The following is a 16,534-nucleotide window of genomic DNA, read 5'->3' as shown; positions in this document are numbered from 1 at the left end:
CTCTCCTTTAATTCTATTTTGATCCCTTAAAATGCAGCATAGCGCTTCTACTTCATCTTTGCGATCATCTCGCCTTGAAAATGAGTTTTTTCTGACTTTTCTCATGAAAACGATTTACAAAACGATTACAGTATTAATTTATCACAAAGAGATTCACATGTATAAGGATCTGCTCAGAGATGCTCAATCCCTATTCCATAACAGATGCTCTTTTTGAGAAATTTTCACAAACTATCCTACAATAGGGTATTTTACTATAATTTCATACTCCCTCTTTTCCCTCGTCGCTCTAAGGAAAAGAGAAAAAGAGTGATACAGAATTTTGTACCACTTCTTATTTTCGTTAATCTATTTTCGCGACATTGAGAAGCAGCGAGCTAGTCAAAACAGACACAGAACTAAGGGCCATAGCAAGACCTGCTAGTTCTGGATTGAGGGTCAATCCCAGTCCTACAAAGACTCCAGCAGCAATTGGAATCCCAAGGATATTGTAGATAGAGGCCCAGAAGAGATTGAGTAAGATGCGACGGAAGGTCTTTTGACTCATGTCAAAGGCGCGCACAACTCCAAGCAAATCATTTTGCGTGAGCACGATGCCACCGGACTCGATCGCAATATCCGTTCCAGATCCCATAGCAATTCCGACATCGGCGATCGAAAGAGCTGGAGCATCATTGATCCCATCTCCCACAAAGGCTACCTTACTGCTTTCTTGCAGTTTTTGGATGGCGCTGGCTTTTTCTTGAGGGAGCACATCAGCGATCACGGTATCAATGCCCACTTGCTTAGCAATAGCTTGGGCCACCCGTTCATTATCCCCTGTTAACATGACCGTTTTCAAGCCCCGTTCTTTGAGCTTTTTGATCGCTTCTTTTGAGCTGGCCTTCGGAGCATCTTGAATGGCAATCAAGCCTATCACTTGCCCATCCACAGACAAACTGATCACTGTTTTGGCCTGCTCTTGCAACTCTACCATCCGTTTTTCAAGCTCCGGATCCATCGCTGTCCCGTCATGAAGTTTGCCATTTCCCAAGGTCACCAACTGCTGGTCGATCTGACCTTGGACCCCTTTTCCTTCGATCGCTTGGAAGTTTTCCACAGGGATTAGCACCAAACCTTTTTCTTCTGCTCGTGATAAGACCGCTTGCGCTAGGGGATGTTCTGAAAAAGTTTCAAGACTAGCAGCCAGTGTCAAGACACGCGCTTCATCTCCTACAACATCGGTTACAAGTGGTTGGCCAATGGTAATAGTCCCTGTCTTATCAAACACAACGGTTTGAATCTTTTGCACTTCTTGAAGAACTGTTCCATTTTTAATCAGAACCCCCATCTTGGCACTACGGCCGGTTCCGACCATCAGAGCTGTTGGGGTTGCTAAACCAAGGGCACAAGGACAGGCAATAATGAGGACAGAGACTGCGTAGAGCATGGCCTCTTGAAGCGACGCACCCAGAAGCACGGACCAAACCCAGAAAGTCGCAATGGCCAAAATCGTCACCACTGGAACAAAGATACCTGAAATCTTATCCGTCAAATCTTGAATAGGAGCACGACTGGATTGGGCCATTTTGACAAAGTCCACAATTTGAGATAAGAGGGTCTCACTACCGACTTTTTCAGCCTTAAAGAGAATGGTCCCATTGCTGTTGATAGTGGAGCCGATAACTGCATCACCAACTGATTTTTCCACAGGCAAGCTTTCACCTGTCACCATCGACTCATCAATGGTCGTACTTCCTTCTACAATCGTCCCATCAACCGCGATCTTTTCCCCAGGACGGACCCGAATCAAGTCATCAATTTGGATATCTTCTGCCGCCACCTCGACATAGTTCCCATCACGGAGAACTTGAGCCGTTTTTGCCTGCAAATCCAACAACTTTTCCACAGCCTCGGAGGCATTGTTACGCATCCGTTCCTCAAAGATTTGCCCTAAGAGGATAAAGAAGATGATAAAACCCGCAGCCTCAAAGTATACTGGCTGACCAGTAAAAAGGGCAAATACACTATAGACATAGGCTACCAGGGTTCCAAGAGCTACCAAGGTATCCATATTGGAATGGTGCTTCTTAAATGAGGCCCAGGCACTCTTGATAAACGGCACACCTGCCACTAGCATAATCGGCGTTGTCGCGATAAAGGTCCCCCAGTGACTAACTGGATGCGACACAAAACCTGCTACCATCCCAATCATCAAGATCAATAACGGCAAGGTGAAGATACTGGTGATCCAAAAACGATCCAGCAAACTCAAGACACGACGGCGTTTTTCCACAACCGTGTAGGAACCCTTTTGCATCTTCATTCCACAAGAGAACTCAAAGTCCCCTGTTTCTGTTGGGGTAAAGGAAATGACCTTATCCACACCAACTTCCAAAGGTTCTAAAATTCCCTGATCTTCAAACAAAATCTCCTTGTAACAGCCGGATGGATTGACCCGATGGAAGGTGATTTCAGCAGGAATCCCTTTTTGAAGTTGAAATTCTTTGGGACTATAGCCCTTTTCTGCTGTAATACGGATCTTTTGCACTCCGTTTTCCACAACTGCTTTTTGTTTTTCTGCCATACCTACTCCTTTATTCCACAATCATGTGACCATGCATCATGTTCATACCACATGAATAACCATATTCGCCCGCTTTTTCTGGCGTAATTTCAATGACATGTTTTTCACCCAAAGGCAAAGCTTCATGCACCCCAAAGTCTGGAAAGATCACTTGATCCAGACATGAAGATGGATCCTTGCGATTAAAGATGATCCGGGCTGGAACATTCTTTTTCAGGACAATGGTTTCAGGCGAATAGCCCCCCATGACTTCGACTTCAATTTCTTGATAACCTGATTTCTGACGAGCGTGGTCGCTTACCTTTTCATGCTCTGCAAAGAACCACCAAGCAATAAAAGCAACCACAAGTAAACAAACAATACTAATTAACAATCCAAACATGGAATTTCCTTCTTTCTACTACATACAATTGCAAGGGACTGTTGCGACAGCCTCTGCTTTCTTTTCTTCGAGGACCTGCTGCAGCTGATTAAGATCTGCTAGCGTAAAGTCACTCGCCTGAATCAAGTTTTCAAGCACCTGGACAATCCTTTTCGAACAAACCTTGCCTTTCACATCCTCAACAACTATGTCTAAACTCTGGTCCTGCGTCAACAGAGCCGAATAGACAAAGGCTTTACCAGATTTTTCTCTAGTCAAGCACCCCTTTTCTACCAAGCGCGTCAAGAGGGTCTTGATGGTCGACTTGGACCAGTCAAAGCGCTCGGACAAGACTGCAATCAAATCCGTACTGGTCTGCTTGCCTTCCATCCAGATAATCTTCATGATACGCCATTCCGCATTGGAAATTTGCATGGCTTCTCCTTTCTAAATCTACATTTGTAAATCTTATGATGCTATTCTACTCCTAAGATTTACATTTGTCAACCAAAAAAGATAAAAAAATTTTCCTCTTGGAAATGGGGGAACGTAGACAATCTGTTTTTACAAAAAATCATCTAAGGAAATCTAAAAAGAAATAGAATTGATTTCAATTATAAGAACCATTCAAATATTTCCTGAAACTTTCCGCCGTGAGAAAAGTGCTAGAAACACTATTGTTTCTAGCACTCGGGAGTTTTGGAACCTTAGGTCCAAAACTAAGTCATGGAACTTCAAAGAAGTTCGCTGACGTCCGTACTCACCTAAGGAAAGTTTTTAAGAAGACTTTATCTTCGATCTGAAATTTTTCTTTGAAGATTTGTCTGGTTGGGCTTTTTGCTATAGCATTCGTATCTCTTCTACATGGAATTAAAATGTCTTTTCCTAAAAAGTATGATAAGATAGAACTTATTATGAATTGTTAGAGGAGGAACGTATTATGGATAAAGTTCAAATTAAGTCCAGTCCAATAGAAGCTCAGGCTGCTATTGGTGAATTACTTGGTTTAGATGTATCTCAGAAAGACAACAAACAAGTAGAGTTTAGTTATTCTTCTGGTATTACAGGGATGGAAAATGGTAAGGAAGTGACCAATCAAATGCTTGAAGCAGTTGGAAAGTTTAGCGAAGCTGTTTTAATTCAGGCCAATAAATTTCCTCAAATTGCTGAAACAATGGAAAAAAGAGATATTGAGCAGGCTCAACGTTGGAGGAGTTAAGTCTAGTGAAACAAGACATTAATGAAAAAGAGAGAGATAGACTATTTCACCAAATAGTTCAACTTGAACACGAAGAAGATGAACTTCGCAATTTGAAAAAACGTCGTGAACAATCTTTGGAGAATTTTATAGAGCAATTTAGAAATATTTCTATTAATGCAGAACAAAGATTATCAGTAAATCTACAAAATCAAAGATTCATCCAAGAAACGAGAGAGCTAGAATTGAAAGTTGAACAATATGTGAATAATCAACTTGACGGCTTTGATTATGAAGCAAGTAAATTGTTAAAAGATATAGACATAAAAAAAGAAAAGTTAATACATGAAAGGAATAGCCTACCATGGGAATAAAGTATAGTTCTTCAGAGTCAAGTTCATTGATTGAGGCAATGAATAGTAATATTGAGATTGCAAATGAAATAACAGATAGACTCTCTAGTGGTAGCGATCATTTAATTTCTGTCCTTGAATCAGGTAAATTACAGGGTGCAGCATACACTTCAGGGAAAAATCTATTTTCAGAGATCATCATTCCATCAATAAAAAAACTTCAATCAGCTATAGATGACATTCAGACAGAGTTAACATCATATAAGAACGCAGATGCCGTCATTTCAGGTTTTGGCGAGTTAGATTTAGATGATTTGAAAACTCAGAAAGATACAAGAGAAAAACAGTTAGCAGAAGTAAAATCACAGATAAGGGAAAACGAAAAACTTCGGAGTATAATAGGTGCTTTAGGAAATGGAAATTTGGGAAATCATTTTTCAAAAAATAATGCCTTACATGAGTTGGAATACCAATTACAAATGGGGATTGACGAACTAAAAGACAAAATTGAGAAGTTAGAATGGTTTGTGTTGCAGGTTTCTCAATATTTCAGTGATAGCCTACAAGTTTTATCCTTAGCAATCCAGGGAGCAACACAGCTAAGTAAGATTATTGTCGATAATAATGGTAACTATTATGTAGACGGTGTAGACATGACTTGGTTTGATAAAATGAAGAATACTACACTTAAGAATCATGACTTAAATCCAATTGATAAGAGTTTATCTTTTTCAGAAGGACGATTTATAAATACTCTACAAGTTGCTTATGGTTTTAATGAGACTGAATCAAAAATAATATATGATTTGTATGAAAAATTAAGAAATAAATATGGAGCAAAAAAAGCCAACATAGAATTTATTCGGTTAATGGCTGAAATCTCCTATTCAGGAATTTCATGGTATTATACTGCAGGATTACCATCACAAAAAGCAGAAGAACACTTTGTAAAAGAGATGAATAACCTTGGTTTTAAAGATCCTAAAATTGATTTAATAAAAAAAGCGTTAGTGAATCAACATAAGTATTCGGGATTAGTTGCAATAAAGGAAAGTGATTCAAAAGAAATTGTTGAAGAAAAACTAAACATAGCAGCAGATACAATATTTGGTATAAGTAGTTTTAACGAATTAGATACTCAACAAAAAGAACAACTGGAAGAAATGTTAGATAGATTTGGTGGTAAAGCCGATTATACTCATCAAAATGCGGTTATTTCCACTTATTTTAATGAATCTCCAATGGAAGAAGTAGCAGATACTATATTCGGAATATTAAATGAGAGAGCAGGTTATCTTGGTGATGTGGCAGGTGCTAACGGAGCTCCTCCAAGTATGGGAAATGACGATTATAAAGCTGATCTTGATGCAGTGAATATTTATTATAGAATAAAAAACAACAGAGATTACGTTGAAACTGTAAGTGAATATTATGATGAGGTAGAGTCGCAGACTAAATCAAGAGCACGCGAATTTGTTGTTAATTTAGGAAATGGGAATTATGATGAAGGAATTTTACATTTACAAGATAAATGGTTAACACTTGAGTCAAAAATTAAAGAAAATCCAGAAGTATATGAACATTGGGGAAGAGATCCAATGTATACTTTTAATCGTTTCTTATTAAGTATTATTCATGATAAAAATGATCTTATTGAGGAGAAGTAAATGAAAAATAAAAACAAATTTATCTTTTGTTCACTCGTTTTGCTTGTTTATTTTTTATTGTTCATTTTGAAGCCGATCTACCAATATATTTCATTTTCTAAGATGGATGTGAACAGCAGTATGGTTCAATGGATTCAAGATAAAAGTGATCAGGATTGGCATTCTCTTGATGAGCATATTCATTTAGTAACATCGAAAGAAAATGGACATAACATCGGCCTTATCTATGTGGTGGACGACTATAGTCAAATTGAAAGTAAGATTTCCCCTGAGAATAAGGCGGTATCCATCAGTTATAATAATCGATTACAAGGAGACAAGCGTGTTGAAATTAGTTGGTTGAATGGAGAGAAACGGCTTCGTCATGCTGGGAGATATTTGAAATTAGCAGCTGAGAATCAAGCTGTGATTGAAAGTAGCACAGGTTCTTCAGTGACCGTTTGGGAACAACGTTCGGAGAAAGCTAAAAAGCGATTATATGCAGTTGTAGAACAAATGAAAAAAACTGTTCTAGAACATTTGTTCCATCAAATAGTGTTCTGTTCGCTAGCTGTAATTCTCTTTCTTTTAGGTTGGAGAATTTATGGTGCTTTCGGAAAACGTGGAGATTCGCAATCACCAATGTAGAGGATAAGCCAGCCCACTTTAAAGCGCGAGTGGTGGATCGGTAAACTTGAAAAAACTGTAAATTGACAGAAGAATGGATGCGTGTGAGAAGAAGGATGAAAAAAAGACTACTACTTATTTCAATTTTTATAGCCTTGTGTTTATCTTTTGGTGGTTTTCAGTACTATAAGCATCAGCGAATACATAATATTTTTGATGAAATATATTATGAGAAGAGTGATTACCAGAATATTGAATTTTTATGGCGTAAAAGTGTGTTTAATAATTTAAATGATATCCATATTACGGATAATGATTCAAAGGATGTTTATAAACATAGTGTTGAATACACAGCATCATCCTTGCCTAGAAACATTGGGAAATTAGGTTATCAATTTTATTTTTCGAATTATAGAGCACCTGAAGTTTTTATTTTTATGAGAATAAAACTCCCTGAGACAAAAAATACAATAAATGTAAGTTATACATATAGTGTAACAAATAAAAAAATAGAACGCTATATGTGGTATCAGGATGAGAATAGCGTGAGATATTATCAACAGTCTCAAGTGGAAGCCTTTCTGGCAGAGCATGGAAAGACTATTGAAGGCATTCGCAAGGAAGAAGATGATGTCCTCCGCAATAAAGTCCTGAAAGATTGGACCTCCATCTACTCTAGTCGCTTCAGCCCAAAGAATTGGGGGGATGTGACCGTCAAGGATATTTGGAGAGATGATTTATCTAAAAACTAGAAAATAAGTTATTTCTTTCATAACAGAAAAAGCGAGCTTTGTCATGAAGCCCGCTTATTTGTATGTATAAAAAATTGGGTGAACTCTAATTATTTACAAGCCAAAAACCATGTAAATCATGGCTTTTACTGTTAACGCTAGTTGCCTGCTACAGACGTTTTCTCTATAACGTCTCCTGCAGAGCTTGGGCTAGAACTCGGTAACCAGCCACACTTAAATGGAGGCCATCTGTCGTATAGGCTTCTGCCAACTGCCCCTTTTCATCCAATAAAGACGAATACACATCAATATAGCTGACCTGGTGGTAGGCCTGGGCCAATTCGCGATAGGCCTGGTTGAGGGCCTGAATTTTTTCATTGGTCCGCACATAGACCTTTTGTTTGTAGCGCTCATCTCGACTCACCGGTAGAACCGAGATCAGGTTGATGTGGGTCAGCGGAAAGTCCCGCATAATTGCTTGTAAGACCGCTTCTACATTGTCTAAGGTTTCCTTTTGAGGAATTTCTTTTCCGATATCATTGGTCCCGATCAAGAGAAAGATCTGATCCACCGCCGTTCCAAAGACATGGGCGTCTAGATGCTCACGAAGGAGATCCGTCTTATAGCCTCGCACTCCTCGATTGACCATGTGTTTGGGACTTTGTAATAGTTCATGAATGGGGAAATACTCCACGATGGAGTCTCCGATAAAGATCAAACCAGGCTCCTTCAGAGGGGCTTGATTAAGTTCCCGATAGGTTGTTATGATTTTCTCCTGCTCCTTTAAGAGCCAGTCTTCTAACAGTTGTACCGCCATCTAATTCTTTCCTTTCACTTGTTCCCAGGGGGTCAATCCTAGATACTCTTCGATCACCTGGTAGACACCACCTTCCTGATGAGTCGGTGCTAGATGTTTGGCAACAGCCTTGACAGCTTCTTCTGCATTGGCCACAGCATAGGAGTGACCTGCCATTTCAAGCATTTCGATGTCGTTTCCGCTATCCCCAAAGGCCATGACCTGACTGGCATCAAGCTGCCACATCTCCATTAATTGAGCCAGACCCCAAGCCTTGTGAATGCCTGCTTGTAAGAGATCCATGCTGCCAAAACCGCTCGAAACCGCCATCAGCTGATCTCCAAAAGCCTGTTGGACTTCTTGGCGCACTTGATCGAGACGATCCAAGCCAACCACCAGACTCATTTTAAGCACCTGATCAAATAGATCTGCTGTCAATTCAGGGACAAACTTCATCCGCTTGTACAAGGCTTCAATCACTTCCGGCTGCATGAATTTCTCAACTTCTGTAAAGACTGTTCCTTCCTTGACAAAGCCACCATTGACAGCTGACACAACCAGCTGGTCTGAAATTTCCCTCCCCTTAAAATAAGCAAGAACCGCCTCTACTAGCTCTCGATCCCAGAATTTCCCAAGAATCATCTGGTCATCCTCAAAAATCCGTGCTCCATTGGCTACGACGAGAGTCACCCGCTTGACCAAAGGACCCAAGAGTTGGCGCATGCGATGGATTTCATTTCCCGTCGCAATGACAAAGCGAATCCCTTTTTGATCCAAGTGGTCCAACAGCCTTTCCAGGCGCGGAAGATCCACCTCACCTCGCTCATCTAATAAGGTCCCATCCATATCTGTAGCAATTAGTTTGATCATAACTCACTCACCTTTCACCTTCAAAATGAATCCAATCTTCACTCCTGTTTCTTATTTTATCACATTTAAAAGAACTCCTTTCTTTTCGGAGCACCTCCATTTTTCTAACAAGACTACATGGGCAAGCAAAAAAGCTAACCTATCTTTACCGGTTAGCTTCTATTTTTTTAGCCAACAAAGGCCCAAATAATGGCAATTAGCACTGCTGGAAGGAGATTGGCGACCTTGATTCGTTTGCCCCAGATGAGGTTGATCCCTACACAGAGAATGAGGCTGGAGCCAACTAGGGACAGATTCGAAAGGGCTTGTGAAGTCATGATCGGTGCGATCAAATGGGCCAACAGCGTGATCAAACCTTGAAGGATCACAAGTGGTACCACTGCAAAGATCGCGCCCTTTCCTTTTGAAACGGTCAAGACCAGAACGATAACCATATCGAGAATAGCCTTGGCCAACAAGGTCGAGGTGTCGCCTGTCAAGCCATCCTGGACAGCTCCGACCACCGCCATAGCCCCGATACAAATGGTCAAGGCCGTGGTCATAAAGGCATCGACAAAGCTGGTATCGCTTTGGTTGCCCGTCTTTTCCTTCAGCCAGCTTCCCAGGCGCTCAAAGCCCTCCTCAATCTTCAAGAGTTCCCCGATAACGGTCCCGATCACTAGACTCAGAATCAACATCATACTTCCGTGACTTTTCACATGACTTCCATGCACCACCAGCATCTTTTCCAAGGTCCCTGCAATGCCCAAGACAAAAACAGCAACTCCTGTCACTTTCAGAAGGGTCTCATGAAAATCTTCTGACAAACGTTGACCGATGAGCAATCCTAAAAGCCCATCAAATACGACCCCTAAGGCATTATAGAGGGTCCCTAAACCGATCATTTACAAACTCCTTCGTTCATTTCTCATTCTTTTTCAATTTCTTTCAAAGACCAATGCCCCGTCTCTTCATACTGGTCAATCAAGTCCTTGGCTGTTTGCGTAATCTCCTCTGGATAATGTAAGCTTTCTAGGGTATTGACCGCATTCTTAGTCACGGCTGACCCTGGCTTGATCTGGTAGTCAAAGACGATCTTGCCATCCACATAGCGACTATCAAAATGGTAATTATCATTGACCTCACCAGAGGCTGCGACCAGCTCAATATCATGACTGGAGATCATGTAGAGGCAGTTTTGGGCAGCCAACCAGCGGACAATTCCAAGGCCTGATCCGATCCGCTCGATGGTATTGGTCCCCTTAAAGAGCTCGTCAATAAAGAAGTAGTGAAAACCAGGTTTTTTCAGATGCTGAATCATACGTAAAATAGCTTTACTCTCAGTGATAAAGTAGCTATCTCCAACTTCAATATCATCGCTCACATCCATAGCCGTTAGGACATGACCATAAGGAAGGGATAATCTTTCTCCATAGGCAAAGCCTAATCCTTGAGCCAGAATGGCATTGATGGCGACAGTTTTCAGGTAGGTCGATTTCCCAGATGCATTGTCCCCACTGATGACCATATTTTTTTGAAAATGCACATCATTCGCAATCGGATTAGACAGCAAAGGATGATAGAGCGTCTCGCCCTCAATGCCACCTGTCTCCATAAAGACCGGCTCACAGACCACTTCTAGATCCCGCTTATGGCGCAAGAGACTAATGGCGACTTCCATCTCTCCAAGGAGATCCAGAAGCTTCTGGGCCTCTTTTTGATGAGCCTTCACCTGATTGTAAATATAAACCTGAGCGATCTGCGGGAGTAAAAAGAGGACGTTGAGGTAGAGGAGAATAATTTCCATTTCCGAAGTCCCCGTTGGACTCTGCAAGACACTGGCAAGGATCCGCGTTTTCTTAAAGGGTTTGACCGCTTGCTTCAATTCTTCTTGTTGTGGCAAGGCTAGATGGCTCAAGCGTTCTGCCGAAGCAAAGATGCGGACCAAATAGCTAACATTGTCCAGACGGATTTTATTGGACCAATTGCGCAAACTCGAAAAGACAATATTAAAGACCACACTGATCACCAAGAGGGTAATGGCACCGACTGGCTCAAAGGGGATGGCAAAGAGACAGACAATAGGAAGACAGGCCAAGGCTAGATAGAGGGGTAAACCTGCATAATGCTTGCCGGGATTTGCGACAATGCTCCGCGCCATGTTGTGGTTCTTCTTGCCCAGTTGGTTGAAAATGACCTGGACCTTGAGGCGCAAATCAGGATGCTCTTCAAAGAAGGCTTCTAAGTCATGAAGCTGGTCCTGAGGCTGGAATTCCAGCAGGCGCATTTTTTGATAGAGAGCCTCTGCTCCAAGGCTCGATTGGGTATAGTTGAGCTGATCAAAGACCGCATCCAAAGCCAAATCATGCCAGGTCTGATCATCCACTTGGCTATCGATCGTCCTTCCCTTAGCTGGATAAGCCAGACTATCTATCAAACTTTCTTCTGTGTCTTTCTTGCGAAAGAAAGGCGCCCCATCCCAAGCCTTCTTCAGCTTTTGCTTGAGGCGGATGGCTGTAAGAAATTTGGTTGCCCAAATCACCACGATCAATCCTAGGATCCCAAGCGGGATCCAGTTCACATTTCCTTCCATGCTCTATTCCTTTCCACTCTGAGGCCAGTCCAAGTGAACATGTTCCTTCATTTCTCGGTAGGCCGTGTCCACTCTCTCCTTGGTCTCTTCATCCAGCTTGTCGCGGTATTTGCCACCCTGGATAAAATCTTCCAAAATATAGGTCTGGTACTTGTACAACTCATAACCTTCAGGAGAATAGGTGCCCTTCGGAGTCCGACTGACCCAGGTTGGATGAGCAGTAGCTGTCTTGATCTTTGTCTTGCGGCCGACCTTTTCGATGGTCACATCCATCAAGACTCCTCGCTCTGTCCATTGGGCAGTCTCCACATCTCCCATAGTTTCCAGACGCTGATTGGACAGGAAATTCCCCATCGAGTAGATAATGAGCTTGTTTTGACCATCTTTATTGACCACTTCAGCAGGCTCCACAACATGGGGATGCCCACCAAAGACGATATCAGCTCCCCAAGAAACCATCTTATGATAGAGCTCTTTTTGCTCTTCTGTCGGCTCCAGCTGGTACTCGATTCCCATCTGGGGCATGACAATGGTGATATCGGCCTCTTGCTCCGCCTTTTGGATCTCCGCCTTCATCCGTTCTTCATCCAGATCAGACAAGACATCTGCTTGCTCTTCTGGAGTAAGGGTCGTTTCCATTCCATTAAACCCATAAGCGTAGGCTAGAATAGCAATCTTGATGCCATTCACTTCCTTGATCACCAAGGGGGCCTGGCCTCTCTTTTCATGCGTATAGACACCGATAGGTGTGATGCCGGCATCTTCAAAGGCCTTGGCTGTCGAATAGACCCCTTCTAGACCTGAATCCAGGATATGGTTGTGTCCCAAATCCATGACATCATAACCAGCATCCTTAATGGCTGGTACGACTTCGCTCGGTGCATTAAAAAGAGGATAACCTGACAAATAGTAATTCGGGTTAATGGTTCCCTCAAAATCGCCCAAGGCTAGATCCGCCTTTTGTAGCCAGGGTTTGACATACTCATAATTTTCATGAAAATCATAGGTCCCATCTTCTTTTTGTGCACTCATATAGACCAGATCATGATAGAGCTGGTCTCCATTGGCCATGATCCGCGCTGTATGAGGAATCTGATCAGCCGGTGTTTTTGCCTTGTACACAACCTCTGGCCGTTCGGTTGCGGTGATCGGAAAGCCTTGAAACTTTTGTACCCACAAGATGGCATTAGCCACGATAAAAACGACTGACAAGAGCACATAGACAAACTGTTCATTGGTCAGCTGAATCTTTGAAAAGAGACGATCAAAAGCCCAATCAAAGGCCGCCGATAGCTCTTTCCCCATCGTTTTGATGGTCCCTTTCACACTCTCCCACTTCTCTAACATTCCTACCTCTTCTTCGTACCTAGTTTCTCCAATGATCCGCCAACAAATTGAGCTGTCATTGAAATACTTTCTCTTCATTGTATCACAATTTTTAAGAAGAGAAAAAAGAGAGCAGGACAGAAGCGCTATTGTTTAGAAACGCTTCATCGTCCTGCTCCTGCACAGTTGATGGATTCATGTAAATGATCGATCATCACTTCTTATCGTTTGATTTGGACAAGCTGATTGCAACCATGACAAGACTTAGGAAAAAGGCCGAAAGTAACCCTTTTGTCGTCCGATTCATAAAAGGTTGATGGAATACAAAATGATTATAGGCAGTAAATCCTAATCCAATCAGAGTTACCATAGCTGAAAGCGTAAAAATCATTCGCCACAAATTTCTATTTTTCATCATAAACTCCGTTTTTCGATCTACTAGAAAGACCCTCTTATTTCAAAGCCTTTAACAAATATCCATAGCCTTCTTGCTCCATTTCCTCTTTTGGAATAAAGCGCAGAGAGGCCGAATTGATACAATAGCGAAGGCCACCTTGGTCTTTTGGTCCATCGGTGAAGACATGGCCGATGTGGGCATTGCCTGAGCGGGAACGAACTTCGATCCGCTCCATCCCGTGGCTATGGTCCTGGTAATAGTGGACGACATCTTTGGCAATGGGACGGGAGAAACTTGGCCATCCACAGCCAGACGCAAACTTATCCTTGGCAAAGAAGAGTGGCTCCCCCGTCGTAATATCCACATAGATGCCCTCTTCGAAGGTCTGATCATAGGCATTGTGGAAAGGACGTTCCGTCGCACTTTCTTGGGTGACTTGGTACTGTTCTGCTGTCAGTTTCGCCTTTAAGGTTTCTTGATCTGGCTTCTGATAGGCTGCTGGATCAATCAAGGGCTGCTCAGCATCCGTCACATCGATATGGCAATAGCCTCCAGGATTCTTCTTGAGGTAGTCTTGGTGGTAGTCCTCAGCCAAGATATAGTGGCGCAAGGGTTCCAACTCAACCGCTATTTTGCGGCCCAGTTGCTTCTCCACTTCCGCAAACAGGTGGGCAATCACTTCACGATCTGCCTTGTCTGTATAATAGACACCGGTTCGATATTGGCGGCCTCGATCATTTCCCTGTTTGTTAATGGACAAGGGATCAATCACCCGGAAATAGTAGAGCAGAATCGCTCGTAGGGTGATTTTATCTGGATCGTAGATGACCTGAACAGTCTCTGAATGATCCGTTTCCTTGATCAGTTGGTAGTTGGTCGTTTCTACCTGGCCATTGGCATAGCCCACCGTCGTCTCTTCTACACCGGGGATCCGTGAAAAATATTCCTCTAAGCCCCAAAAACAGCCACCTGCTAGATAAATCTCTGCCATCTTTTTTCCTCGCTTCCTGCATTCCCCACAAGGAACGCTTCTTATCTATTAGCTCCATCATAATCCAAGAGCCTCAGATTTTCAAGGATTCTGCATCAAAAATCCCTTCTACTATATGTAAAAGGGATTCAATCCTTCTTATTTTTCAAATAAGAAAAAGAGCGAGTAATAGAAGTTCCAAAACGATAGGGTTAACTGATGTAGAAAATCATGAAGGACTACCATGACCAACACCTCCTCTGAATATCTGTGGACAAACTCAAGGCACATCAACTACAAAACCACCGTCGGTCCATAAACCTGTAACTGAGGCTTCACAACCTCGTAATGCCAGTGATCATAAGCTCGCCAAGCTTGAAAGGCCTCTTCGTTCAAAGCTAGCCCACCTAGACCAATCAATAGACTGGCGGTCTGATAAAACTTTTCTAACTCAATCAACAGGCGATTGTCTACCCGCCTAGCCTTCAATAAACCTTTCAACATCTGATCTAGATTTTCTCGAAATCGAAGGGCATCTAAACTGGGGGTGAATCCCTTAGAAAAGGCTGTTTGAAGAAGGGTGATCGTCGTTCTTGCCTCTTGAATCACATCCCTTTCTTCCATATAAATCGCCTTCCTTTTCACCTCCATTGTACACCTTTTTCTCTCTATAAAAATGGAAAATTCCTAAAACTAGGAACAGAATGAGGTTGGGTCAAAAGTCCTAGCCTCTCAATTATTTTTGGATTGTCGAGCAAGACGCAGTGGTTGAGTGGGCTCTACTACGCTGATTTCATCAGCTTTTACAGACCTACTCAACTGTGCGGAGGTGGGACGACGAAATTGAATTCTAACGAATTACCGATTTCTGTCCCACTCTCATAAAAAACTTCCCCAAGTTTCCACTTGAGGAAGTTCTTTTCGAAAGATTAGTCAATGTAATGCAATTTCCCACGGAAGTCTTCTAGGCTTTGGTAGCCTTTTTCTTCCATGATGGCTTTGAGCTCCGCAGTGATGCGTTCAAAAGCTCCTACTCCTTCTTTATGAAGCGTGGTTCCGATTTGCACCATACTAGCCCCACATAGAATATGTTCAAAGACATCACGACCAGTCAAGACACCCCCAGTCCCTATAATTTGAATTTCTGGATTCAGACGTTGATAAAAGGCATGGACATTAGCAAGGGCAGTTGGTTTGACATACTCTCCACCAATCCCACCAAAGCCGTTCTTCGGACGAATCACAACGGATTCATCCTCGATATAGAGACCATTTCCGATCGAGTTGACACAATTGACAAACTTAAGCGGGTATTTGTTAAAGATTGTTGCTGCTTGATCGAAGTGAACAATATCAAAGTAAGGTGGCAATTTAATACCAAGCGGTTTTGTGAAATAGGCAAAGACCTCGGATAAGATCCGATCGGTCGTATCAAAGTCATAGGCAATCTGAGGTTTTCCAGGGACATTAGGGCAAGAAAGGTTCAATTCTGTCAAGCCTTTAAAGTCGCTGTCTTGCACCTTTTTCAAGATGGTATGGGTCTCTTCAGGAGACATGCCGACAAGAGATAAGAAGAAGGTCCGGTCAGGATCTGTTTCTTGCAACTCTAATAGGTAATCTAAATAATAATCCAAGCCTTGGTTGGGAAGGCCCATCGAATTGATCGAACCAAGTGGCACATCATGATAGCGTGGTTCGGGATTTCCTGCACGGAATTCTAAGGTCGCTGTCTTGGTCACAAAAGTCCCAGCAACCGAATTCTTCACTTCTTCCAACTCTTCCTTGGTCATACAGGCCACTCCTGCCGCATTCATCAGGCAGTTGTCAAATTCAAAACCAGCAATTTGCGTTTTTGTCGATACCATCTTGTACTCCTTTTTGAAACACCCATCAACAGAATCGTTCGGGATGCTCTCTATTTTCTTCTTTCATTATACCATCACTTGGAAGCTTCCGGACAAACAAAGCTAAAAATTCTTCCAAACATTCGACTTTTCTAGTCGCAATAAAATTTTCAGAAAATTCAACTTTTTTCTTTACAAGCCAAAAAAAGTCTGCTATAATGATCCATGTAATAAAACGTGACATTGTTTGTCAACTGTCTCAAAACCACTCCCCTAG

Annotated in this window: 17 protein-coding genes; 5 read left to right on the top strand and 12 right to left on the bottom strand. The window is 42.2% G+C overall.

Annotated elements, in window-relative coordinates:
* Positions 1-343: 343 nt before the first annotated feature.
* Genes RDV49_RS03800 through RDV49_RS03790 form a run of 3 tightly spaced genes read right to left on the bottom strand, consistent with a single transcriptional unit; the run spans position 344 to position 3,362 of the window.
* Complete coding sequence (locus tag RDV49_RS03800) at positions 344-2,566, bottom strand: heavy metal translocating P-type ATPase (protein ID WP_037608094.1); 2,223 nt, start codon at positions 2,564-2,566, stop codon at positions 344-346.
* Positions 2,567-2,576: 10 nt separating this feature from the next.
* Positions 2,577-2,948 (bottom strand): cupredoxin domain-containing protein, encoded by a 372-nt coding sequence (locus RDV49_RS03795; RefSeq protein ID WP_003008745.1) that lies wholly within the window; start codon positions 2,946-2,948, stop codon positions 2,577-2,579.
* Between the two features lie 18 nt (positions 2,949-2,966).
* A complete protein-coding gene (locus RDV49_RS03790) occupies positions 2,967-3,362 on the bottom strand; it encodes a CopY/TcrY family copper transport repressor (RefSeq protein WP_003008747.1) in 396 nt (131 codons plus the stop codon).
* Positions 3,363-3,867: 505 nt separating this feature from the next.
* On the opposite strand from RDV49_RS03790, the gene RDV49_RS03785 reads away from it, so the two are divergent.
* From RDV49_RS03785 to RDV49_RS03765, 5 genes are all read left to right on the top strand, one after another.
* Entirely contained in the window at positions 3,868-4,146 is a 279-nt protein-coding gene (locus tag RDV49_RS03785; RefSeq protein WP_003008749.1) for a hypothetical protein, read from the top strand.
* A 5-nt stretch (positions 4,147-4,151) separates the two neighbouring features.
* On the top strand, positions 4,152-4,499 hold the full coding sequence (locus RDV49_RS03780; protein ID WP_155106223.1) for a cingulin: 348 nt from the start codon (positions 4,152-4,154) through the stop codon (positions 4,497-4,499).
* Positions 4,490-6,145 carry an LXG domain-containing protein gene (locus RDV49_RS03775; protein ID WP_003008753.1) on the top strand — a complete coding sequence of 552 codons (1,656 nt, stop codon included), beginning with the start codon at positions 4,490-4,492 and terminating at the stop codon, positions 6,143-6,145. The genes RDV49_RS03780 and RDV49_RS03775 overlap by 10 nt, the downstream gene beginning before the upstream one ends.
* Complete coding sequence (locus RDV49_RS03770) at positions 6,146-6,772, top strand: hypothetical protein (RefSeq protein ID WP_003008755.1); 627 nt, start codon at positions 6,146-6,148, stop codon at positions 6,770-6,772.
* A 95-nt stretch (positions 6,773-6,867) separates the two neighbouring features.
* Positions 6,868-7,503, top strand: a complete 636-nt coding sequence (locus RDV49_RS03765; protein WP_003008757.1) for a TipC family immunity protein — start codon at positions 6,868-6,870, stop codon at positions 7,501-7,503.
* 163 nt (positions 7,504-7,666) lie between these two features.
* On the opposite strand, the gene RDV49_RS03760 is transcribed toward RDV49_RS03765, so the two are convergent.
* The 9 genes from RDV49_RS03760 to RDV49_RS03715 all read right to left on the bottom strand — a co-directional run bounded on the left by RDV49_RS03760 (position 7,667) and on the right by RDV49_RS03715 (position 16,501).
* On the bottom strand, positions 7,667-8,299 hold the full coding sequence (locus tag RDV49_RS03760) for an SGNH/GDSL hydrolase family protein (protein WP_003008759.1): 633 nt from the start codon (positions 8,297-8,299) through the stop codon (positions 7,667-7,669).
* On the bottom strand, positions 8,300-9,148 hold the full coding sequence (locus tag RDV49_RS03755; protein ID WP_003008761.1) for an HAD family hydrolase: 849 nt from the start codon (positions 9,146-9,148) through the stop codon (positions 8,300-8,302). It abuts the gene before it with no gap.
* A gap of 167 nt (positions 9,149-9,315) precedes the next feature.
* On the bottom strand, positions 9,316-10,032 hold the full coding sequence (locus RDV49_RS03750) for a DUF554 domain-containing protein (protein ID WP_003008763.1): 717 nt from the start codon (positions 10,030-10,032) through the stop codon (positions 9,316-9,318).
* 23 nt (positions 10,033-10,055) lie between these two features.
* A complete protein-coding gene (locus RDV49_RS03745) occupies positions 10,056-11,720 on the bottom strand; it encodes a MutS-related protein (protein ID WP_003008765.1) in 1,665 nt (554 codons plus the stop codon).
* A 3-nt stretch (positions 11,721-11,723) separates the two neighbouring features.
* On the bottom strand, positions 11,724-13,067 hold the full coding sequence (locus RDV49_RS03740) for a CapA family protein (protein ID WP_037608097.1): 1,344 nt from the start codon (positions 13,065-13,067) through the stop codon (positions 11,724-11,726).
* A gap of 431 nt (positions 13,068-13,498) precedes the next feature.
* Positions 13,499-14,434, bottom strand: a complete 936-nt coding sequence (msrB, locus tag RDV49_RS03730; RefSeq protein ID WP_003008771.1) for a peptide-methionine (R)-S-oxide reductase MsrB — start codon at positions 14,432-14,434, stop codon at positions 13,499-13,501.
* A gap of 273 nt (positions 14,435-14,707) precedes the next feature.
* Positions 14,708-15,064, bottom strand: coding sequence for a hypothetical protein (locus RDV49_RS03725; protein WP_003008774.1), 357 nt, complete (start codon positions 15,062-15,064; stop codon positions 14,708-14,710).
* 278 nt (positions 15,065-15,342) lie between these two features.
* The gene (locus RDV49_RS03720; RefSeq protein WP_003008776.1) at positions 15,343-16,278 is read right to left on the bottom strand and encodes a dihydroorotate oxidase; all 936 of its coding nucleotides are present in this window, start codon (positions 16,276-16,278) and stop codon (positions 15,343-15,345) included.
* Positions 16,279-16,303: 25 nt separating this feature from the next.
* Positions 16,304-16,501 (bottom strand): hypothetical protein, encoded by a 198-nt coding sequence (locus RDV49_RS03715; RefSeq protein ID WP_003008778.1) that lies wholly within the window; start codon positions 16,499-16,501, stop codon positions 16,304-16,306.
* Between the last annotated feature and the right edge of the window lie 33 nt (positions 16,502-16,534).

The organism is Streptococcus parasanguinis, assembly GCF_031582885.1.
In the GTDB taxonomy this organism is placed as follows: domain Bacteria; phylum Bacillota; class Bacilli; order Lactobacillales; family Streptococcaceae; genus Streptococcus; species Streptococcus parasanguinis_M.
The sequence above is the reverse complement of the archived record's forward strand: the minus strand, read 5'-3'. Positions and strand labels throughout refer to the sequence as shown.